We start from the raw sequence: 21,195 nt of genomic DNA, 5'->3' as shown, positions 1-21,195 counted from the left end.
GCGGGGGTCGCGCGCATCGCACCGGTCAAAGCTCAGGAGTTCGCCATGACCATCCATCCCGTGATCGCCGAGGTCACCGAGCGCATCGTCGAGCGCAGTCGCACATCGCGCGCCGCGTATCTTGCGAAGATCGACGCCGCGCGCAGTCACGGCACGAAGCGGCACCATCTGTCCTGCGGCAATCTCGCGCACGCCTTCGCCGCGTGCACGGACGACAAGGACGCGCTTCGTAACGGCCACGCGGCGAATATCGCGATCGTCACCTCGTACAACGACATGCTTTCCGCGCATCAGCCGTACGAGCGTTATCCGGAAGTCATCCGTAACGTTGCACGTTCGCTCGGTGCCACGGCGCAGGTCGCGGGTGGTGTGCCGGCCATGTGCGACGGCGTGACGCAGGGTCGTCCGGGCATGGAGCTTTCGCTCTTCTCGCGCGATCTCATTGCGATGGCCACGGCCGTTTCGCTATCGCACGACATGTACGAAGCGGCGCTTTATCTCGGTATCTGCGACAAGATCGTGCCCGGCCTGCTGATCGGCGCACTGAGCTTTGGCCATCTCGCCAGCGCGTTCGTGCCTTCCGGTCCGATGCCGTCGGGTATCCCGAACGAAGAAAAATCCAAAGTCCGTCAGGCATACGCGGAAGGCAAGGCCACGCGTGCGGAACTGCTGGAAGCCGAAGCGCGCTCGTACCATAGCGCCGGCACCTGTACGTTCTACGGTACCGCCAATTCCAACCAGATGCTCATGGAAATCATGGGCCTGCACATGCCGGGCGCGAGCTTCGTACCGCCGGATACGCCGCTGCGCGACGCGCTCACCGCCGCCACCGTCAAGCGCATGATCGACATCAGCTGCCTTGGCGAGCACTACATGCCAGTCGGACATATCGTGGACGAGCGTGCCGTGGTCAACGGCGTGATCGGTCTGCATGCGACGGGTGGTTCGACCAATCATCTTCTGCATCTGGTCGCGATCGCGCGGGCGGCGGGCGTCGAACTTCGCTGGGACGATTTCGATGCGCTTTCGGCGGTGGTGCCGCTGCTGGCGCGCGTGTATCCGAATGGCTATGCCGACGTGAACCATTTCCACGATGCGGGCGGCATGACCTTCCTGATCGATCAGTTGCTCGATGCCGGCCTGCTCCACGGGAACGTCAACACCGTCATGGGACCGGGAATGCTCCATTACCGGAACGTGCCGGAGCTGAAGGACGGCGAGCTCGTCTGGACGCCCGTTTCGAAAGAAAGCGGCAATCGCGGCGTGCTGCGCGCAGCCAGCGAGCCGTTCCGTCACGATGGTGGCCTGCGCATGCTTTCGGGCAACGTCGGGCGCGGTGTCATCAAGATTTCGTCGGTTCCCGAAGACCGCATGGTCATCGAGGCACCGGCGATCGTCTTCGACGAGCAGGACGACGTGAAAGCGGCGTTCGACCGTGGCGAACTCGATCGCGACTTCGTCGCCGTCGTGCGTTTCCAGGGGCCGCGTGCGCGCGGCATGCCCGAACTGCACAAGCTCACGCCGACGCTCAGCATCCTGCAGGATCGCGGGCGGCGCGTGGCATTGCTGACCGACGGGCGCATGTCGGGTGCGTCCGGTCGCGTGCCGGCCGCGATTCATGTCACGCCGGAAGCCGAGGCCGGCGGTCCCATCGGTCGCATCCGCACAGGCGATCTCGTGCGGCTGGATGCGCATGCGGGCACGGTCGAAGTGCTGGTGCCCGCCGACGAATGGGCGGCGCGCGAATGCGCGAGCGTCGATCTGTCCGTGCACCACACCGGCATGGGCCGCGAACTTTTCGCCATGTTCCGTCAGTCCGCCGTTACGGCCGACCTCGGTGCGGGCGTTTTCTGATGACTGGAGCGATCCGATGAGTACCGAAGCGAAACAAAAGCTGGTCGAAGCCACCCTGCGCCTGGCGCCGGTGGTTCCCGTCGTCATCATCGACGATGCGGCCAGTGCTGTGGGCATGGCGCGCGCACTCGTCGCGGGCGGTATTCCCGCGATCGAGATCACGTTGCGTACCGCCGCCGCGCTCGACGCCGTGCGTGCAATCGCGGCGGAAGTGGAAGGTGCGGTAGTGGGCGTGGGTACGGTGCTTACCGCGCGCGATCTCGAGAATGCGTTCAAGGCGGGTGCGAAGTTCGCCGTGTCGCCGGGCAGTGCGCCACGCTTGCTGGATGCGGCCGACGATTCCGAGCTGGCGTTGTTGCCGGGCGCCGCGACGTCCAGCGAGGCGATGAACCTGCTCGAGCGCGGTTATCGCTTCCAGAAGTTTTTCCCGGCCGTCCCTGCCGGTGGCGCGAAGTTGATCGGCGCATGGGCCAGTCCGTTGCCGCAGATCCAGTTCTGTCCGACAGGTGGAATCAGTCTTGCCAATGCGCGCGATTTTCTTGGGTTGTCCAACGTGGTTTGCGTTGGTGGGTCGTGGCTTACCCCTGCCGACATGCTGAAGTCTGGCGACTTCGCCGGCATCGAAGCACTGGCGCGCGAAGCTGGCGCGCTGGCTCGTCTGTAGGAGCGCGTTTGAGCGGGAGCGATGGGTTTTCGCGAAGCAGTCGTTCAGCTCTTAACGGCGAAACCGTGCGGCGACATCGCCTACCGGTCGTGGTCGCCCTGGGCCCCTGCCTGCGCAGGGGCGACTGTGAGGGATCGGTATTCCGTCGAAACCGGAGACGCCGAGAGCTACGGCGTTTGCCTCACCACCCATCGTCGTTCCTGCGCAGGCAGGAACCTGGTGCGGTGCAGTGGGCTATCGCGAGCACGTTGGGTCAGCTCTTCCCGCGGCCTCGAGGACATCGCGCTCAAGCGCGTTCCTGCTAAAGATCTGCGGTGTCGCGCCGCGTTACCATGCGTGCAACCTCTTCGGATTCTCAGCCTCTCCTATGTTCTACATCGCCCTGGCCGTCGCCTTCAGCGTCACGGTTTCCGTTCTCCTGAAGCTGGCCCGCCGGGCTTCCGTCGATGTCGTGCAGGCTATCGCGACGAATTACATCGTCGCCGCCGCGCTCTCGTTCGCCCTGCTCGCGCCATCGCTTCCTGCGTTACAGGCACCGGGCGCTCCGCTCGTACCGCTCACCCTGCTTGGCGTACTGCTCCCGGCAGTGTTCGTGATCCTCGCCTGGTCCGTGCAGCGCGCTGGCATCGTGCGTACCGACGTCGCGCAGCGGCTTTCGCTATTTCTTCCGCTGATCGCCGCGTTCGTTATTTTCGGAGACGTTTTGTCGGCGCATAAGGGCGCCGGTATCGCGCTGGGTGTCGTCGCGGTGGTCTGCATTCTCTGGAAGCGGGGAGCGCCGCGTTCGGATAACGGCATGGGAGCCTGGTTGCTGCCTCTGGCCGTGTTCGTGGGTTTCGGTGTCATCGATATTCTGTTCAAGCGCGTGGCGTTGGCCGGCGCGCCGTTTGCCAGCGCATTACTCGCATCGTTCCTGCTTGCCGCCGTGCTTTGCTGGATCGCCGTGACGTATCGGGCGCTCGCGCGGATTGCCCCGTTTTCATGGCGTAGCATCGGTTTCGGTGTGGCACTGGGCGTGGCGAACTTCGCCAACATCCTGTTCTATGTGCGTGGTCACCAGGCGGTGCCGGACCAGCCTTCACTGGTGTTTTCGGCGATGAATGTCGGCGTGGTGGTGCTGGGCACGCTGGTCGGCACGCTCGCGTTTCGCGAGCGGCTGAATCGCGTCAACGTGGCGGGTATCGTTCTTGCGCTTGCGGCAATCGTGATTATTGCGACGGCCTAGTCGCGGAGTCCGCAAGAGGGCTCCTACGCGGATGTTGCGGCATTCCGCGCAAGCTACAGCCGACGCGGCGCCGTCGAACCGCGCACTACCAGCTCGGGACTGAAACCTTCGTTCGCGATGGGCTCGACGGTGCCGTCCACTTCGCGCTGAAGCTCTGCGATGAGTCGTTGCGCGGCATGGCGGCCGATTTCCTCGGTGGCCTGTCGCGCGGTGGTGAGCGCTGGCCACGACTGCTTGGAGAACGGACTGTCCTCGAAGCCGGCGATCGACAGTCCCCACGGCACGTCGATGCCGCCGGATCGTGCGGCGGCGAGCACGCCCGCGGCGATTTCGTCGTTGCTGCCGAAGATGGCGGTGGGTGGTTCCTTCAGTGCAAGCAGCTTGCGTGCGCCGCGGAAACCGTCGTCGAAGGAGTAATCGCCTTCGACCACCAGCTTTTTGTCGAGCGGAAGACCGTACTCGCGCAGCGCATCTTCGTAGCCCCGGTAGCGCTCGGGACTGGAACGATGTTCCTTGCCGCCCCACAGGAAACCGATACGGTGATGACCGAGCTGGATCAGATGTTCGGTGATCGCATAAGCGGCGTCGCGATCGTCGACGAAGACGCAGGGATAGCCGTCCTTCGGATCGTATCGCGCCGAGATGATGCGCACGAACGGAATTTTCTGTTCCGCCAGGATGCGGATCAGCTCCGGTTGTTCGGACATGGGCGGCGCCAGGACCAGGCCGGCGAGGCGCGACCGGCGGACCAGGTCGCACAGCTGCTCGGCCAGGCGCGGTGCCGACGAGTCGCAGGGATGGATCTGCAGACCGAAGCCGCGTTCGCGGCAGACCGACAGCACGCCGTTCTGCATCGCAATGACGTAGTGGGCGTTCGGATTGTCGTAGACGAGGCCAAGCGCGAACGTGCGCGAGCTGCGCAGGCTGCGCGCGGCCTGATCGGGCTGGTAGTCCAGCGCCTCGATGGCACGCTGCACCTTGTCGAGGGTGCGTGCGTGGACCGAGGGTTCGTGGTTGATGACGCGCGAAACGGTCTTCAGCGACACGCCCGCCCGTTCGGCAACATCCTTGATCGTGGGACTACGCAAACGATGGCCTCGACTCGGTTAGCTGCCCATCCTACCGGACGTCCATGACACAAGCGAAGGGCCGGTTTCAGGCCGGCCCATCCGTTGGTATCAGCCCTGGGCGCGACGCTGCCCCACCTGGTGGCCAGCGTAGCCGTAATACAGGATGTACAGGTAGCAGGGGATCATCAGGCAGAGGAAGACGGCCTGGAAATCGAAGTGCTGCTTCAGGTGCGCAAATATCTGCGGCACGATCGCGCCACCGGCGATGCCCATGATGAGGAATGCCGAGCCACGTTCGGTCAGCGAACCCAGCCCCTTGATCGCCAGCGGGAAGATCGCCGGCCACATCATGGCGTTGGCGAAGCCCAGCGCGGCGACGAAACCCACCGAGGCGTAACCGGTGGTCAGGTAGCTGCCGATCGAGAAGATCACGCCGAGTACCGCCGAGATGGCGAGATAGCGCTGCTGCGACACGAAACGCGGAATGAGCAGCAGGCCGGCGATATAGCCGATCAGCATGGCGAACAGCGTATAGGACGTGAAGTGCTTGGTGGCTTCCGGCGTCATGCCGAAACCCTGGCCGTAGGTGCCGATGGCATCGCCTGCCATGACTTCCACGCCGACGTACAGGAACAGGCAGAGCACGCCGAGCCATAGGTGCGGGAAGCTGAAGATGCCGCCCTTCGCATGACCGATCTCGCGTTCGCTGTTGGCGCCCGACGGTTTGATTTCGGGTAGCGAGGAGCGCACGACCCAGATCGCCAGCAGTACCAGCAGGCCGGCCATGATCATGTAAGGCATGTGCACCTTGGCGGCGAACGCATTCAGTAGTGCGTCGCGTTCGACCGGCGAGGCCGCGGCGGCGATCTGCTTGTCGAACTCACCGATGTTGCTCATCACCAGCGCGCCGAACACGAAGGGTGCCAGCGCGCCGGCGACTTTGTTGCAGATGCCCATGAAGGCAATGCGCTGCGCGGCGCTGTCGATCGGGCCGAGGATCGAGATATACGGATTGGACGCGGTCTGCAGCAGGGAAAGGCCGGCGCCGATCACGAACAGGCCGGTCAATGCGCCGGGGTAAACGCGCATGGTGACGAACTGTCCGAACAGCACGGCACCGATGGCCATGATGAAGAGGCCCAGACCCATGCCCTTCTTCATTCCCGTGCGCTTGAGTACCGCCGAGGCGGGCAGGGCAAGGAAGAAATAAGAAAGATAGAAGGCCATCGGTACGAGGAACGCGTTGACGTCGTCCAGGTCGAAGGCGAGTTTGACGAAGGTGATGAGCGGGCCATTGAGCCACGTCACGAACCCGAAGATAAAGAACAGCACGCCGATGATGATCATCGGCAGCAGGCTCGAATGCCGGGTTTCCTCGGCGGTGACAGGTGTGGCGGACATTAGGTGACTCCCCGTGCTCGTGCTTCTTTTGTCGGTATCCGCGTACTGCGGATACGCCCCGAATGTCCCTTTATTGACTCGTAAGCGTAACGTTGTCAATTCGCGTCAATGCGGGTCAATGGCGGTTTGCGTCGAGTTCGTACTTTCGATGTGGCGACGCATCATGCTTCTGATTGAATGAGTAATTTCAATTTAAATCGCGACAAACGCCGTGATTTTGTCCACGCGGGACATTCGGGCTCGGAGCCGGCCAGCATGCCATGTTGCGCTGCGCTATGGATCGCGGCTTGTCTAGGAAATTTGTCCTGTTGACAACGTTGTCATGCCTTCCCAGACTCCGTTCAAGTTGGGGCGTCACAAACATTTCATGTGACGGCAATGGGATTAAGGGGAAAGGTGTGGGCGAGTCGGCTAAACAGCAGGATGTGTTGCATGCAATGTCGGCTCCCGGCGCGTTTCTCGCGGCCGATGTCGGCGGAACGCATGCGCGCATCGGTCTGGTTCGCCGCGGCAGCGACGCCGCACCGATCACCGTGCTTCGCTACGAGCGTTACGCCTGCGCCGAATGGCCCAGCCTGACCGCCGTACTTCAGGACTTCGTCAGCCGTCTGGATGTGGCCGTCCACGTCGAGCATTGCGCCGTTGCCAGCGCCGGTTATGTCCTCGGCGACGCGATCGTCAACGAGAATCTGCCCTGGCCCGTGTCGATCGGCGACATCCGCCGCACGCTCGGTCTTACCGGTCTGGCGGTCGTCAACGATTTCGAAGCGGTGGCCTACGCCACGCAATTCCTTGCAACGGCCGATACGACGCCGGTCATCGAAACCGGCGCCGAGCCGGCGGTCGGGCCCGTCCTGGTCATGGGTCCGGGCACTGGCCTGGGTTCCGCCGTACTCCTTCCCGGCAAGCCGCACGCGACCGTGCTGCCGACCGAGGCGGGTCAGATTTCGCTTGCTCCGGGCAACGAGCGCGAGGTCGACATACTGCGTCTGCTCGCGAAGAACCGCGACTACGTTTCCTACGAGACCGCGCTTTCGGGCCCGGGTCTCGTCAATCTCTACCAGGCCATCAGCACCTTGCGCGGTACATCCGCGCCGATGGTCGAACCCGCCGACGTTACCCGTGCCGCGCTCGCGCGTAGCGACGAGGCCGCGGTCGAGGCACTGGATGTTTTCTGCGGTCTGCTCGGCAGTTTCGTCGGCGACCTTGCACTTCTTTACGGCGCGCGCGGTGGCGTGTACCTGGCCGGCGGCATCCTGCCCCAGGTACGCGACGTGTTGCTTGCCAGCACTTTTTCGACAAGGTTTTTCAACAAGGGCGTCATGCGCGCCTTTCTCCAGCAAGTACCCGTACGACTCATGGACCACGGCCAGCTTGGCGTGATCGGCGCTGCCGGTCTCTACATGCATGGCCCGAATGCTCAGTGAAGAGCGGGAAGGAAGGACGCGTAGACCTTTGCAACAAAAGCCGGGCATCCGCCCAGATCGCAACACAGCGCGCGTGGTAGCGAAACCACTCGTTGCTGACATCCTCTGAGGGGAGGACACCATGTCGCATCGTAGAACTCTGCTGGCGGCGAGCATCATCGCCGGACTCTGTTGTTTCACCGGAAACGTGCTCGCTCAGGATGCGGCACCGGCTCCGGCTAAGCCGCAGACCACTCAGGAAAAGGCCGACGCCGCTAAGGCCGCTCAGCTCGAAGGCATTACCGTTACCGGTATCCGCGCAAGTCTCGAGAAGTCTCTCGATACGAAGCGCAATGCCGATGCCGTCGTCGAGGCCGTCACGGCCGAAGACATCGGCAAGTTCCCGAATACCAACGTCGCCGAAGCGATGACCCAGGTTCCTGGCGTCACGATCGATCGCGCGTTCGGCCAGGGCGACCGTGTCAGTATCGACGGCACCGATCCCAGCCTGAACCTGACGTTCCTCAATGGCCAGCCGATTTCGCAGACGCCGTGGCAGTACGGCGCGCAGCCGAATCGTGGCTTCGACTTCACCATGCTCGCGCCGGAAATCGTCGGCCGCATGGAAATCTACAAGTCGCCCGAAGCCCGTTTGCCGGAAGGCAGCCTGGGCGGCACGATCCTTCTGCACACGCTGCAGCCGCTCGACCTGCCGGCCAATACGATCCGTGGCTCGTTCGGTCTGTCGTACAACGATCAGGCGTCGGCCGGTTCGCGTCCGAACGGCTCGGTGCTGTATAGCTGGAAGAACGCCGACAACACCTTCGGCATCATCGGTTCCGCGCAGCATTTCGAAGAGAAGATCGATCGCCAGGGCTTCGAAATCTTCAGCTACAGCCCGGTTTCGAAGTGGGCTTCCAGCCCGGCCGTCGCCGCTGGCATCGCCAATGGCACGCTGAACCCGAACGACAAAGTGCCCGACGAGGTCAACTCGGCCTGGTTCCAGCAGAAGCGTAAGCGCGACAGTGCCACGCTGGGCATCCAGCTGCGTCCGACCAGCAACTGGGACATCGACGTCAACAGCCTGTTCGTTCGCGAGAACTTCGACAACTGGAACCAGTCGCTGTATCCGTTCACCGGCGCGACACCGGGTAACGTCACCAGCTTCACCCCGGGTCCCAATGGCGTCATCACTGGCGGTCACGTCTGTGGCAACGACTCGGCCAATTGCCCGGCCATCGCGCAGAACACCTTCGACAGCAACATCCGCAAGTCGGTGGTCCGCACGTCGGCGTTCGATCTGAAGACGACTTATCGCGGCGAAGGCTGGAGTCTCGGCGGTGCCGCCGGTTACAGCAAGGCTGTGAACAACAGCATCTCGCAGGCCGTGATGGAGCCCGTCTACGCGGGTGGTTACACCTGGGATATCAACCGCGGTTTCGCGTTCGACAATCCGTCGGCGGCCCGCGATCCGGCCAATTGGCACATGGGTGACGTCCCCGGCCTCGGTGGTTGGCCCGGCAACTATGGCAACTACTCCGCCAAGGCTCGCGACACGTATGCACAGCTCGACTTCACCAAGGACTTCGACTCCTTCGTGAACCAGGTGCTCGTCGGCTACCGCTTCAACCGCCACGAAGAAGGCATGCAGGCGCATGTCTATGGCGGCAACGCGCCGACGAACATCGCAGCGCTCGGCTTCGGCGGTTACACCGATACGCTGGGTGCCTTCGACTCGCTGCCGGGTTCGGCCAGCCACGTCATGCCGGACAGGGACGCCCAGTACGCCTGGGTTCGCGCTACCAACGGCGGTAACGAAGACGCGGGTACGTACCTCAACGGCACGTACAAGCTGGTCGAGAAGACCAACGCCGCGTATGCGCAGGCCAACTTCGCCGGCGGCGGCTTCCACGGCAACGTGGGTATCCGTTACGTGCATACCGTCACCGACGGCAGCGGCTTCAACTACAGCGGCGCTCCCGTGCTGCCGGCTCCGGCAGGCTCGTGGCAGACCAGCTCGACCACGCAGAAGAACTGGCTGCCGTCGTTGAACGTGGCGTACGACCTGACCGAAGACGTGATCCTGCGTTTCGCGGCGGCCAAGGTCATTGCCCGTCCGCCGTACAACATGCAGGTCAACAACCTGTTCCTCAACGACTCGGTACTCACGGGCAGCGGTGGCAACCCCAACCTCAACCCGTACAAGTCGAAGAACTTCTCGCTCGCAGGCGAGTGGTACTTCGCTCCGCAGTCGTACCTGGCGTTGACCGGCTTCTACAAGAAGATCGACAACTACACCTTCGTCGATTCGGCTCCCGAGCGTCAGTTCAACTCCGGCATCTTCAACGACAAGGAGACGTTCGCGCGTCAGGTGGCGCAGGGTCTGTGCACGCCCGATGGCTTCTGCACGTACAGCATCAGCCGTCCGCGCGACACGGGGTCGGGCAAGGTGCGAGGCGGCAGCCTGAGCTATCAGCAGTCGTTCTGGGATACCGGCTTCGGTGTCACGGCGAGCTACACCTATGCCAAGGGCACGCTGGATTCGGGTGGTGCGCTTCCGTACAACTCGAAGAACTCGTACTCGATCAGCCCGTACTACGAAATGGGCCCGTTCAGCGCCCGCATCTCGTACAACTGGCGTAGCGCGTACCTCTCCGGCGGTTACATCTCCGGTGCGCCGCCGGCCACCACCGATGCGTACGCCGATCTGGGCGCCACGCTCGGCTACAAGCTCAACGATGCCATCTCGTTCACGCTCTCGGGCATGAACCTGACCAACGAAACGTACTTCCAGTACCTGCAGACGAAGGACCTCCCGGTCGCCAAGTACACGACGGGCCGTCGTTACATGGCAGCGGTGCACTTCGCCCTGTAACTCGCTATACGTTTCAACGGATTGGCGGCCATGGACGGCCGCAACCTCAAGGTTTCACCATTCCCCTCGGGCCCGAACTTCTCTCTGTCGGGCCCGCTTTTTTATCCATGGCGCCTTTCGTGACACCATGCGGCGCCAAGCCGGAGTGCACGCATGCGCCACAGATCGTCCGTCCGATTCGCCTTGCTCGCCCTGACCGCGGTCCTCGGAGCGTGCGCGAGCCAACCGAAGCCGGCGTCGTTGCGACCCGTCGCTTCCGAACAGACTCCTCTGTCGCTGCTTCCGCAGCCGGCCCATCTCGATCGCCTGGCGGGTCGGTTTCCGCTTGGCGCCAACACGCACATTCTCATTCCCGCGGGACGTGCCGACGTCCGGCATGTCGCCGAACAACTTGCGCGCCTGATCAAGAGCGCGCGCGGTTTCGATCTCGCGATCGTCGAAGGCGGCCCGGACACCGGCGCCATTTCGTTGATTGTCGACCCGTCGGTCAAGGGCGAAGAGGCGTACACGCTCGATGTCGACGGTGCTCACGTGCGCATCGCCGCCAGCGATATGCACGGCATGTACTACGGTGCCGTGACGCTATGGCAGCTGGCCACCGATCCTTCGGCGCGCGATGGCGTTCCCGCCGTTCGTATCGTCGATGCACCGCGCTTCGCATGGCGCGGCCTGATGCTCGATTCGGGGCGGCATTTCCAGTCGGTCGACGACATCAAGCACCTGCTCGACCAGATGGCATTGCACAAGCTCAACACCTTTCACTGGCACCTGACCGACGACCAGGGCTGGAGGCTGGAGATTAAGCGCTATCCGAAGCTGACGTCGGTGGGCGGTTGTCGCGCGGCGGTCGGTCCCGATGCCCAGCTGACGGGTGGTAGCGACAAGCCTTACTGCGGGTTCTATACGCAGGCACAGGCGCGCGACATCGTCGCTTATGCCGCCGACCGCCATATCGTCGTGGTTCCCGAAATCGAAATGCCCGGGCACGCGCAGGCGGCTATTGCCGCCTATCCCGAACTCGGCGTCACCGGTAAGAAGCCGAATGTGTCGACGGACTGGGGCGTCAATACCTGGCTGTACAGCCCCGACGAAAAGACCATCGCCTTCCTCCAGAACGTGATGGACGAAGTAATGGATGTCTTCCCGTCCACCTATATCCATGTGGGCGGCGACGAGGCGGCCAAGGATCAGTGGGAACACTCCAAAGCGGTGCAGGCACAGATGCGCAAGCTCGGTATCGACGACTATGAAAAGCTGCAAGGCTGGTTCATCGCACGCATCGGTACCTATCTGGACCAGCACCACCGGCGCCTGATTGGCTGGGACGAGATCCTCGACGGCGACGTGCCCGCTTCGGCGACCGTCATGTCGTGGCGCGGCGTAAAAGGTGCCATCAAGGCAGCTAATCAGGGGCATGACGTCGTACTGGCGCCGTCGCCCACGCTTTATACGGACTATCTCCAGAGCGACCTCCCGAGCGAACAGCCCGGCCGGCCGCAGATCCAGACATTGCGTTCGGTATACGACTTCGAGCCCGTTCCCGCCGACATCGCGGCCGACAAGGCAGGTCACGTACTCGGCGCCCAGGTCACGGTCTTCTCGGAATACCTGCCTACCTGGCAGCGGACCCAGCACGCGATTTTCCCGCGCGTTGCCGCCCTCGCCGAGCTCACGTGGTCGCCGAAGGGCGACTGGAACAGTTTCATCGCGCGACTGCCCGCGCAGTTCGACCGCTATCGCGAGGCCGGCATCATGCCTGCGGACAGCGCTTATGCCGTGCGCATCGATGTCGCTCCCACGGTGCCGGGCAAGGCTCGCGTCACGCTGGCCAACCAGAGCGGCTACGGCACGATCCGCTACACGATCGATGGCAGCGCACCCATGCCTCAGTCGACGGGCTATGAAGGCCCGTTCGAGGTCGCTATCCCTGTGACCGTGCGCGCGAACGCATTCGCCAATGGCTTCGGGCTGGCCGGTCCGCGCGATCGTGCGATCGATGCGGCATCGCTGGCGCGTCGCACCAGCGACGAACTCGATACGTGCGGCAATAAACTCACCCTGCGTCTGGGCCCCGTGTCGCCGGATAGTCCGCATGCGATCTACAAGGTCGACATCATGAATACGTGCTGGCAGTGGAAGGGTGCGGTACTCGACGGGAAGACCGCCGTCGATGTCACGATCGACCGTCTTCCGTACAACTACCAGCTGTGGAAGGATGCGGCGGGTGTGGTCGGCCGCAAGACGTCGACCCGTAACGGCGAATTCGAAATCCGCAAGGACAGCTGCGACGGCGAACGCCTCGCGACGCTGCCGCTTCCGCGCGACAACCGCGCCACGCTGCATGCGAAGTTGCCGCCGGTTTCCGGTACGCACGACCTGTGCCTGTTCTTCACGGGGAAACCCGAGAAGACGTTCCGCGTGCTGGGAGACATCCAGTTCCGCTGATTGCCAACCGGCCGCCGCAACCGCAACTGCTGTTGTAGGAGCGCTCTCGAGCGCGATAGCCGACGGAGCGTAGAAACGGGTGTTCACCCCCGATCCGCGGGCTGGCGTTGCAACGCATGGCCTCTTCGCTCCGTCGGCTTTCGCACCGTCATTGATCTTTTGCTTGGCACAAGCCCGCAATCAGGTCGATAGTCGGGCCAGATCTAGGTAAATTTTCGCTGGCGCCAGTTCCGGAGGAAGCTCACGCTTCCCCCATGAGCATCGAAACCGAACGCGATGCGATCCGTCTTGCGGCGAAGCTGCTGCACAAGGCGGCCTCGCATATCAAGGTATTGAAGGCGATCGACTGGTGTCCGGACATCGCCGAACGCTTCTTCGCATCCGGCGCCCACGAGCTGCCTCGTCCGGCGTATACCCCCTGCGATCCGGGGCCGTCCCAGGCGGCGCTCGCCGAACTGCGTTCTGTGAAGATCGGTCATCCGGTGATCGCCGCCTGGGTCGAACGCCAGGCGGAAGCCATCGGTAATGCGGCCATGATGATGGCCGGTGTCGGAACGCCCGATTTTTATCTTTACGGTGGCCGTCTTTACGGCACGCCGACCACGCCGCTGCGGTTCTTTCCCGAAACGCCGCTCGATCTGGCGAAGCGCGTGCGCGAAGTTACCGCGCAGTTGGGATTGCTCCACGTGAAGCTCGCTCCATCCCGTTACTACACCGCCGGGGAGGTCGCGGACGAACTACGCGTGGGGATCACGCGGCATTTCGGTAACGAGGCGCCACGCATCGAGATCGTGGACACGTTATCGGCCAACGCGCTGGCAAGTTCTAAAGTGGTCCGCCTGAAGCGCGATGCACGTTTCACGGACTATGACGCCCGCCAGTTGCTGCAGCACGAGGCCTTCGTTCACGTGGCTACATCGCTGAACGGCCGGTTGCAGACCGATCTTCCGATTCTCGGCTGCGCGCATCCTTACGATGCGCGCACGCAGGAAGGCCTGGCGGTGTTCGCGGAAATGGTCAGCGGTGCCATGGAGATGGATCGGCTACAGCGTCTCGCCGATCGGGTGTTCGCGATCCATATGGCCGTGGAAGGCGCCAACTTCATCGAGGTTTATCGTCACTTCCTGGAAGAAAGCGATCAGCCGGCACAGTCGTTCGAGCGTGCGCGGCGTGTGTTTCGCGGCGGGGTCATCACGGGCGGGGCGCCGTTCGCGAAAGACCTCGTCTACCTGTTCGGTCTGCTTCAGGTAAGCAATACGTTTCGCGCGTTGTTCGCGTCGGGGCGGCCGGATGTGCTGCCTCTTCTGTTCTGCGGCAAGCTCGACATTTCGGATATTCCGGCGCTGGCGGAACTGGCCGCGCTGGGGCTGGTTCGCGCGCCGCGGTTCATGCCGCCGTGGGCGACCGATCCGCGCACCCTGTTCGCTTTGCTGACCTACAGCATGTTCATGGGGCGGATGAATGTCGAAGCGTTGCTGGGAGGTGTGCGGACGCTGTTGGCCGAGACGCCGCCGGTGAGTTTGTCGAAGGTGGGGTAGCGCGGCGACAAGCGAAAGCCGCCGCGACACGATCGGTTGTCGCGACTCAGGTGATCGAAGCTGCCCGCACAGTCCGCCGCTGCAACGCCATCCTCGCATCTCGCTCGTCATCGCCTTCAAGCGGCGTCATCGCAACGACCTTGCCGCCGACCAGCGCCGCCAGCGGTACGCCGTCGCGGATGGCGATCCGCGTACCGACGATCGAAGGCACCTTCGTGCCGGCGAGTATCGTGCCGACCAGGTTCAGGGGATCGTTGCCCGCGATGCATACGATTTCGCCGTCGTGCGGGCGATGCCTGATCTGCCGTAACTGTGCGAGCGCTTCGGGCAGCGCGAACTGTTCGCCGACGAGTCCTTCGACGAAACGTCCGCCGCGAATTTCGCCGCGTGCTTCCAGCCGGTGATAAACGCGGCGAAGCTCGCGCCAGCTCGGCAGCCATGCCGCCTCACGTTCCAGTATCCGCCAGCTGACGACGCCGTAACGGCGCAGTAGCGTGCGCGCGACATGTTCAAGCGTATCCGCAGCGTCGCGCTTGTCGGTTCCGCGGCGCGCGAGCGACCAGCGTCCCGCGTCCTCGATGCCGTTCAGCATGTGCCGGCGTACGCGACGATGCCGATTGTCGTTTCGTTTCGCGGAAGGAAGCAGCAAGGCACGCAGGCCGGCGAAGCTGTCGGCTGTGGCGCGGCCGGCAGCGACGAGTTCGCTGAGCGCATCCTCGAGTTCTGTGCGCAACAGATGGGTCGTCGTGGCGATTTCATCGAAGAACAGCGCGCCTTCGTCGCGCAATGCGTCGGCGACAGCCTGTGCACGGGAGGACAGCGCCACGGTTTCTCCGGTCTCGGGCGCAAGCGAGGACCAGAGCGCGAGCTGTCGACGCGGCAGCAGGACGATCGGCGTGCCGCGTACGGGACCGGCTGTTCCGGTGCCCTGGCGTATCCGGCTCCATATGACACGACCCGCGCGGCACAGATCATCTAGCCAGCCGATGCTGTAGTCGTTGACGCGGGCAGGCAACAGCTCCGATTCCCACGACGCTGCCGCGGCCTCGAAGCCTTCGAGTTGGCCGACGACGCCGGCCAGCGCGTCCGGTCCACTGACCTGCGTGCCGCGCGCGACGTGTTGCCAGTCCATGAGAAAACGCATGAAATCGCGCGGCGCGACCGGTTCGATCTCGCGACGCAACCGACCGATGGTATAGCGGTGAATACGCGCCAGCAGGTGGCGCTCGCACCATTCGGTTTCCGTCGCACCCGGTGAAAACATGCCACGCATGACATAGCCTTCGGTTTCCAGCGAGGTCAGGGCCAGATCGATCTCGGTGGCTAGCACGCCCAATGTCGTGGCGAGTACGCCGACGGGCACAGGGCCCAGGGCCGCCAATCGCCCGCGCACGAGATCGACAAGCGCGGACTCGCGTGTCCACGCCTGCGCGGCGAATTCGGCGGGCGCCGCGACCGCCGGCCGCATGGCCGCTTCCGGATGCAGTGCGCGCCACGTGGGAAGTTTCTCTGTCGCGATCCAGATCGCATGCATTCCATCGGTCAGTCGCGTGGCCCGCGCGTCGGTCGCCAGCGTGCGAAGGAATTGGGCCCAGCGATCGTTAGCCTCCGCATCGGTGACGCCGCCCAGCAGCATCAGCGCTTCATGCATTTCGTCCGCGTTGCGCGCTTCCGGCCACGCTTCCTCGCGAACCGAATCGATAGCGCCCAGGTCCAGACGACCCAGGTCGTCCGCGCTTTCGGCATCGTTCCAGCGCCGGGATTGCACCGCCTGCGTACGGCGCTCTTCCAGCGGGGCGTCGTCCAGAAAGGCATACGGCGCCGCGTTCAGGATTTCCGCCGCCAGCGGCGAAGGGGTGGCGAGATCGCGTGCGATCATCTGGATGGTGCCCGATTCGAGCCCGCGCAACACCGTCAGAAGACCGTCGCTGTCCATGGCTTCGTGCAGGCAGTCATGCAACGTTTGCGCGACCAGCGGGTGATCGGGTACCTCGCGTTCGCCGACGAGATTTTCCGCGCAGGCCACCTGATCGGGAAATACGGTGGCGAGCAAGTCCTCGCTCTTCATGCGTTGCAGTGGCGGCGGCACTTTACGTCCGCTGACGAAGCGCGGCAGCGCAAGCGCCGTCGTGGCGTTCCAGCGCCAGCGTGCGCCGAACAGCGGCGCATCCAGCAGCGCCTGGATCAGCACGTGCTCCGCCGAAGCGGAATGCAGGTAGCGTGCGACTTCGTCCAGCGGGAAGCTGTGGCTGGTGGAAAGCGATAGCACGATGGCATCTTCGGTCGCCGCGGCCTGCAGTTCGAAGTTGAACTTGCGACAGAAGCGTTTGCGCAGCGCCAGTCCCCAGGCGCGATTCACACGGCTGCCGAACGGGGTATGGATGATGAGCTGGGTGCCGCCGGACTCGTCGAAGAAACGCTCCATGATCAGCGTGTCCTGCGTCGGCAGCGCACCGAGGGCGGTCTTCGCACGAGCGAGATAGTCGACCAGCTGTTCCGCGGCCGCCGTGGAAAGACCTATGTCGGCCATCAGCCAGCTTAGTGCCGCGCCCTTCCCGCCTTCGTCCAGACGTTGGGAGATCGTGGCGCGAAGCCGCGCGACACCGGTGGACAGCTCGTCGCTTCGACCGGGCGCTTCGCCCAGCCAGAACGGAATATTCGGCGGCATGCCATGCGCATCCTCCACGCGCAGACGATCGCGTTCGACGCGCAGGATGCGGTAACTCGTGTTGCCCAGCTGGAACACGTCGCCCGCGAGACTTTCGACGGCGAAGTCCTCGTTGACCGTACCGACGATATGCGACTGCGGCTCCAGCACGACCGAATAGTCGCCGGTATCGGGGATGGTGCCGCCCGAGGTGACCGCGGTAAGTCGTGCGCCGCGTCGCGCCCGCAGGCGACGATTGACGGCATCGCGATGCACATAGGCGCCGCGCGGACCGACGCGTGTCGTGAAGCCGTCGGCCAGCATGCGCAGCACATCGTCGAAGGTCGTGCGCGGCAGCTCGGAATACGACCATGCGCGGCGCACCGTATCGAACAGCGCGTCTTCGTCCCATTCCTGGCACGCGACTTCCGCAACGATCTGCTGCGCGAGCACGTCGAGGGGTTGGCGCGGGATGATCAGCGCGTCGAGTTCGCCGCGACGCACGCAGTCCAGCAGCGCCGTGCATTCGACCAGGTCATCGCGGGAACTGGGAAACAGGCGCGCTTTCGGCATGCCGCCCACCGCGTGTCCCGCGCGCCCCGCGCGCTGCAGGAAGGCGGCGATGGAGCGTGGCGATGCAAGCTGGCAGACCAGATCCACGTCGCCGATGTCGATGCCGAGTTCGAGCGATGCCGTCGCGACCAACACGCGAAGGTCGCCACGCTTCAGTCGCTGTTCGGCATCGAGTCGCTGTTCGCGCGAAAGACTGCCGTGATGCGCCGCGACCGCTTCCTTGCCAAGCCGCTCGGAAAGGTGGCGCGCCGCGCGTTCGGCCATCCGGCGCGTGTTCACGAAAATCAGCGTCGTGCTGTGTTGTTCGACCAGTTGGGCGAGCCGGTTGTAGACCAGCTCCCACACGTCGTTCGACATCACGGCTTCCAGCGGCACGGGCGGTACTTCGATCGCCAGGTCGCGTTCGCGCGCGTGGCCTATGTCGATGATGGCGCAGTCGTTGCCTCCACCCAGGAACGCGGCGACTTTCTCGATGGGTTTTTGCGTGGCCGACAGGCCGATACGCGTGAGCCGGCGGCCGCACAGCGATTCCAGCCGTTCGAGCGACAACGCCAGATGGCTGCCGCGCTTGCTCGACGCCACCGCGTGGATTTCATCGACGATGACGGTGCGTACGTCGCCCAGCATCGCGCGGCCGGACTCGGAACCCAGCAGCACGTATAGCGACTCGGGTGTCGTGACGAGAATATGCGGCGGCCGGCGACGCATCTTTTCGCGCTCGCCCGAAGGCGTGTCGCCCGTGCGCACGGCGGTGCGGATTTCGATATCGGGCAGGCCACGTTTACCAAGTTCCGCGCGGATACCTTCGAGCGGGGTTTCCAGGTTGATGCGGATGTCGTTCGACAGCGCCTTCAGCGGCGAGACGTAAAGCACCGTGGTGCGATCCGGCAGCACGCCATCGCGCACGCCTTCGCATACCAGCGTGTCGATGGCGGACAGAAAGGCCGTGAGCGTCTTACCCGAGCCCGTGGGTGCGGCCACCAGCGTATGCTGGCCGGAACGGATGACCGGCCACGCCGCGACCTGCGCTGGCGTAGGCGCGGGAAACGCGCTCTCGAACCAGGCGGCGACGGCGGGATGGAAATCCTTCAGTGGCATCGACAAATGTGAACTCATTGAGTTACTTAAGTGGGGCCGCGAGTCCATGCGCTCAAGCGGGAGAGTACGCCTGTACGGTCTCGCGGGTTGCGATGAAAACGTTACTCACCCACCCTGCCCTATCCCTCTGCGCATGAAAGAGACCGTTCATGACTGTATCCGCGCGCCGCTCGCTGCTGGCCATTTCCATCGCTTCCCTGCTGTTGCCTGTGCTGGCTTCGGCCGCCACGCCGCCCCGGCCGTGGATGAATACGTCCCTGACTCCAGACCAACGCGCCGACCTGGTGCTGGGGCAGATGACCCAGGAAGAAAAATTCCGGATCATCCGCGCCGATTTCGGCCAGGAGCACGACGGTATCGCCGCGCCCGTGGGTGCATTGGGTTCGGCGGGTTACACGCCGGGCATCGAACGCCTGGGCATTCCCGCGATTCAGGAAACCGATGCGGGCCTGGGCGTGACCCGGCCGGGTGCGGACAAGACCGGCGCGATCGGACTTCCGGCCGGCACGGCCACCGCGGCGAGCTTCGATACCGCTATTGCTTATGCCGGCGGTGCGATGATCGGCGGCGAGGCACGTTCCAAGGGCTTCAACGTCTTGCTGGCGGGTGGCGTGAACCTCGTGCGCGATCCGCGCAACGGCCGCAACTTCGAATACGCGGGCGAAGACCCGTTACTGGCCGGGACCATGGCCGGCTATACCGTGCGCGGCGTACAGGACCAGAAAGTCGTGTCCACGGTAAAGCACTACGTACTCAACGATCTGGAAAGCGGCCGCAATACATTGAGTGCCGATATCGATCCCGTCGCGCTGCGCGAATCGGATCTGCTCGCTTTCCAGATCGCCGTGCGCACGGGCGATCCCGGTTCGGTCATGTGTTCGTACAACCGCGTCAACGGCAAGTACACCTGCGAGGACGAGTGGCTGCTCAATGGCGTGCTCAAGGGCGAGTGGGGTTTCAAGGGCTATGTCATGTCCGACTGGGGCTCGGTGCATAGCGCCGCGCCGTCCGCTCTGGCGGGCCTCGATCAGGAATCGGCCGGCGAGGTATTCGACAAGCAGGTGTTCTTCGATGCCCCGCTGCGCGAGGCCGTGAAGAAGGGCGAGGTGCCGCAGTCGCGTCTGGACAACATGGCGCATCGCATCCTGCGCACGATGTTTGCCAAGGGGGTGATCGACGATCCCGTCGTGCCGCGCAAGGCCCGTTATGCGGAGGATCGCCTCGTCGCGCAGAAGGCCGCCGAAGCGGGGGCCGTGCTGCTGAAGAACGAGAAGGCCTTGCTGCCGATTGCCCGCAGCGTGCAATCCGTCGCCGTGATTGGCGGTCATGCGGATAAGGGCGTGCTCTCGGGCGGCGGTTCGTCCGCCGTGCTGGATGTCGACGGCAGTCCGGTCGAAGGACTCATGCCGCAGGGCTGGCCCGGACCGATGCGCTTTCATCCCTCGGCGCCGCTGACGACGATCAAGGCACTGGCGAAGGGCAAGGTCAGCTACGACCCGGGCACCGATATCGCGGCGGCGGCGAAAGCGGCCGCCGGCGCCGACGTGGCGGTGGTTTTCGTCACGCAGTGGGCAGCCGAGTCGTTCGATCATGCCGACATGGCACTCGACGGCAATCAGGACGCCCTCATCGCGGCGGTCGCGAAGGCCAACCCTCGTACGGTCGTCGTCCTCGAAACCAATGGCGCTGTGCGCATGCCCTGGCTCAACGACGTGGGTGCCGTGATGGAGGCCTGGTATCCGGGTTCCGGCGGTGGTGCGGCTATCGGCCGGTTGCTGTTCGGCGAGGTCGCGCCTTCGGGGCGTCTCCCGATGAGCTGGCCGAAGGACGAGTCCCAGCTACCACGGACGAAGGTTCAGGGCGCGGGTCTGGGTTCCAAGGCGGCGCCTGCCGATCGCGTGGACTACACCATCGAAGGCGCCGACGTGGGCTATCGCTGGTTCGAAAAGACGAAGCGCGAGCCGCTGTTCCCGTTCGGTTTTGGCCTGAGTTACACGACGTTCGCCTACTCGGACTTCGAGACCTCGGTCGATGCGTCCGGCAAGCCGGTAGCGCGCTTCACGCTGCGCAATACGGGCACGACGGCCGGCGCCGATGTGCCGCAGCTCTATGTCACGGCACCCGGTGCCACGGCGCGGTTGGCGGGCTGGCGCAAGGTCTGGCTGAAGCCCGGTGAAAGCCAGCGCGTCGAGATCGCCGCCGATCCGCTCGCGCTGGCCCGTTTCGATACGAAGGGAAATCGCTGGCGCGTAGCGGCGGGCGCGTACTCGGTACGCGTCGGTTCGTCGGCGACGAAGAGCGAAGGACAGGCCACGGTAACGATTCCGGAGTCCGTGCTTCCCTGAGCTATGACGGTACCGTGACGTGGAATGATCACAATGGGCCATCCGTAGCCTACC

General features: G+C 64.1%; 11 protein-coding genes. 8 read left to right on the top strand and 3 right to left on the bottom strand.

The features are described from left to right. Nucleotides 1-45 precede the first annotated feature (45 nt). The 3 genes from edd to AC3IR3_RS20215 all read left to right on the top strand — a co-directional run bounded on the left by edd (nucleotide 46) and on the right by AC3IR3_RS20215 (nucleotide 3,743). Nucleotides 46-1,854: a phosphogluconate dehydratase gene (gene edd, locus AC3IR3_RS20225; protein WP_489194820.1), complete on the top strand. Its 1,809-nt coding sequence runs from the start codon at nucleotides 46-48 to the stop codon at nucleotides 1,852-1,854. 16 nt (nucleotides 1,855-1,870) lie between these two features. Continuing rightward, the gene (gene eda / locus AC3IR3_RS20220; protein ID WP_489194818.1) at nucleotides 1,871-2,518 is read left to right on the top strand and encodes a bifunctional 4-hydroxy-2-oxoglutarate aldolase/2-dehydro-3-deoxy-phosphogluconate aldolase; all 648 of its coding nucleotides are present in this window, start codon (nucleotides 1,871-1,873) and stop codon (nucleotides 2,516-2,518) included. A gap of 367 nt (nucleotides 2,519-2,885) precedes the next feature. Continuing rightward, nucleotides 2,886-3,743, top strand: a complete 858-nt coding sequence (locus tag AC3IR3_RS20215; protein WP_489194816.1) for an EamA/RhaT family transporter — start codon at nucleotides 2,886-2,888, stop codon at nucleotides 3,741-3,743. A gap of 53 nt (nucleotides 3,744-3,796) precedes the next feature. Here AC3IR3_RS20215 and AC3IR3_RS20210 read toward each other — a convergent pair whose 3' ends face one another. Further along, entirely contained in the window at nucleotides 3,797-4,831 is a 1,035-nt protein-coding gene (locus AC3IR3_RS20210) for a LacI family DNA-binding transcriptional regulator (RefSeq protein ID WP_489194814.1), read from the bottom strand. 90 nt (nucleotides 4,832-4,921) lie between these two features. After that, nucleotides 4,922-6,214: a sugar MFS transporter gene (locus AC3IR3_RS20205; protein ID WP_489194813.1), complete on the bottom strand. Its 1,293-nt coding sequence runs from the start codon at nucleotides 6,212-6,214 to the stop codon at nucleotides 4,922-4,924. A gap of 437 nt (nucleotides 6,215-6,651) precedes the next feature. Between AC3IR3_RS20205 and glk the strand changes: the two genes are divergently transcribed. The 4 genes from glk to AC3IR3_RS20185 all read left to right on the top strand — a co-directional run bounded on the left by glk (nucleotide 6,652) and on the right by AC3IR3_RS20185 (nucleotide 14,478). Next, complete coding sequence (gene glk / locus AC3IR3_RS20200) at nucleotides 6,652-7,641, top strand: glucokinase (RefSeq protein WP_489194811.1); 990 nt, start codon at nucleotides 6,652-6,654, stop codon at nucleotides 7,639-7,641. Between the two features lie 121 nt (nucleotides 7,642-7,762). Continuing rightward, nucleotides 7,763-10,495, top strand: a complete 2,733-nt coding sequence (locus tag AC3IR3_RS20195) for a TonB-dependent receptor (protein ID WP_489194809.1) — start codon at nucleotides 7,763-7,765, stop codon at nucleotides 10,493-10,495. Nucleotides 10,496-10,648: 153 nt separating this feature from the next. Further along, nucleotides 10,649-12,940, top strand: a complete 2,292-nt coding sequence (locus AC3IR3_RS20190; RefSeq protein WP_489194807.1) for a family 20 glycosylhydrolase — start codon at nucleotides 10,649-10,651, stop codon at nucleotides 12,938-12,940. Between the two features lie 254 nt (nucleotides 12,941-13,194). Further along, nucleotides 13,195-14,478, top strand: coding sequence for a peptidase MATCAP family protein (locus AC3IR3_RS20185; protein WP_489194805.1), 1,284 nt, complete (start codon nucleotides 13,195-13,197; stop codon nucleotides 14,476-14,478). Between the two features lie 46 nt (nucleotides 14,479-14,524). Here the strand turns inward: AC3IR3_RS20185 and AC3IR3_RS20180 are convergent, their stop codons facing one another. After that, the gene (locus AC3IR3_RS20180) at nucleotides 14,525-18,802 is read right to left on the bottom strand and encodes a DEAD/DEAH box helicase (RefSeq protein WP_489196983.1); all 4,278 of its coding nucleotides are present in this window, start codon (nucleotides 18,800-18,802) and stop codon (nucleotides 14,525-14,527) included. A gap of 170 nt (nucleotides 18,803-18,972) precedes the next feature. On the opposite strand from AC3IR3_RS20180, the gene AC3IR3_RS20175 reads away from it, so the two are divergent. Then, on the top strand, nucleotides 18,973-21,141 hold the full coding sequence (locus AC3IR3_RS20175; protein ID WP_489196982.1) for a glycoside hydrolase family 3 C-terminal domain-containing protein: 2,169 nt from the start codon (nucleotides 18,973-18,975) through the stop codon (nucleotides 21,139-21,141). Nucleotides 21,142-21,195 lie beyond the last annotated feature (54 nt).

The sequence above is a fragment of the Luteibacter sp. GL_149 genome (genome assembly GCF_057834065.1).
The sequence above is the reverse complement of the archived record's forward strand: the minus strand, read 5'-3'. Positions and strand labels throughout refer to the sequence as shown.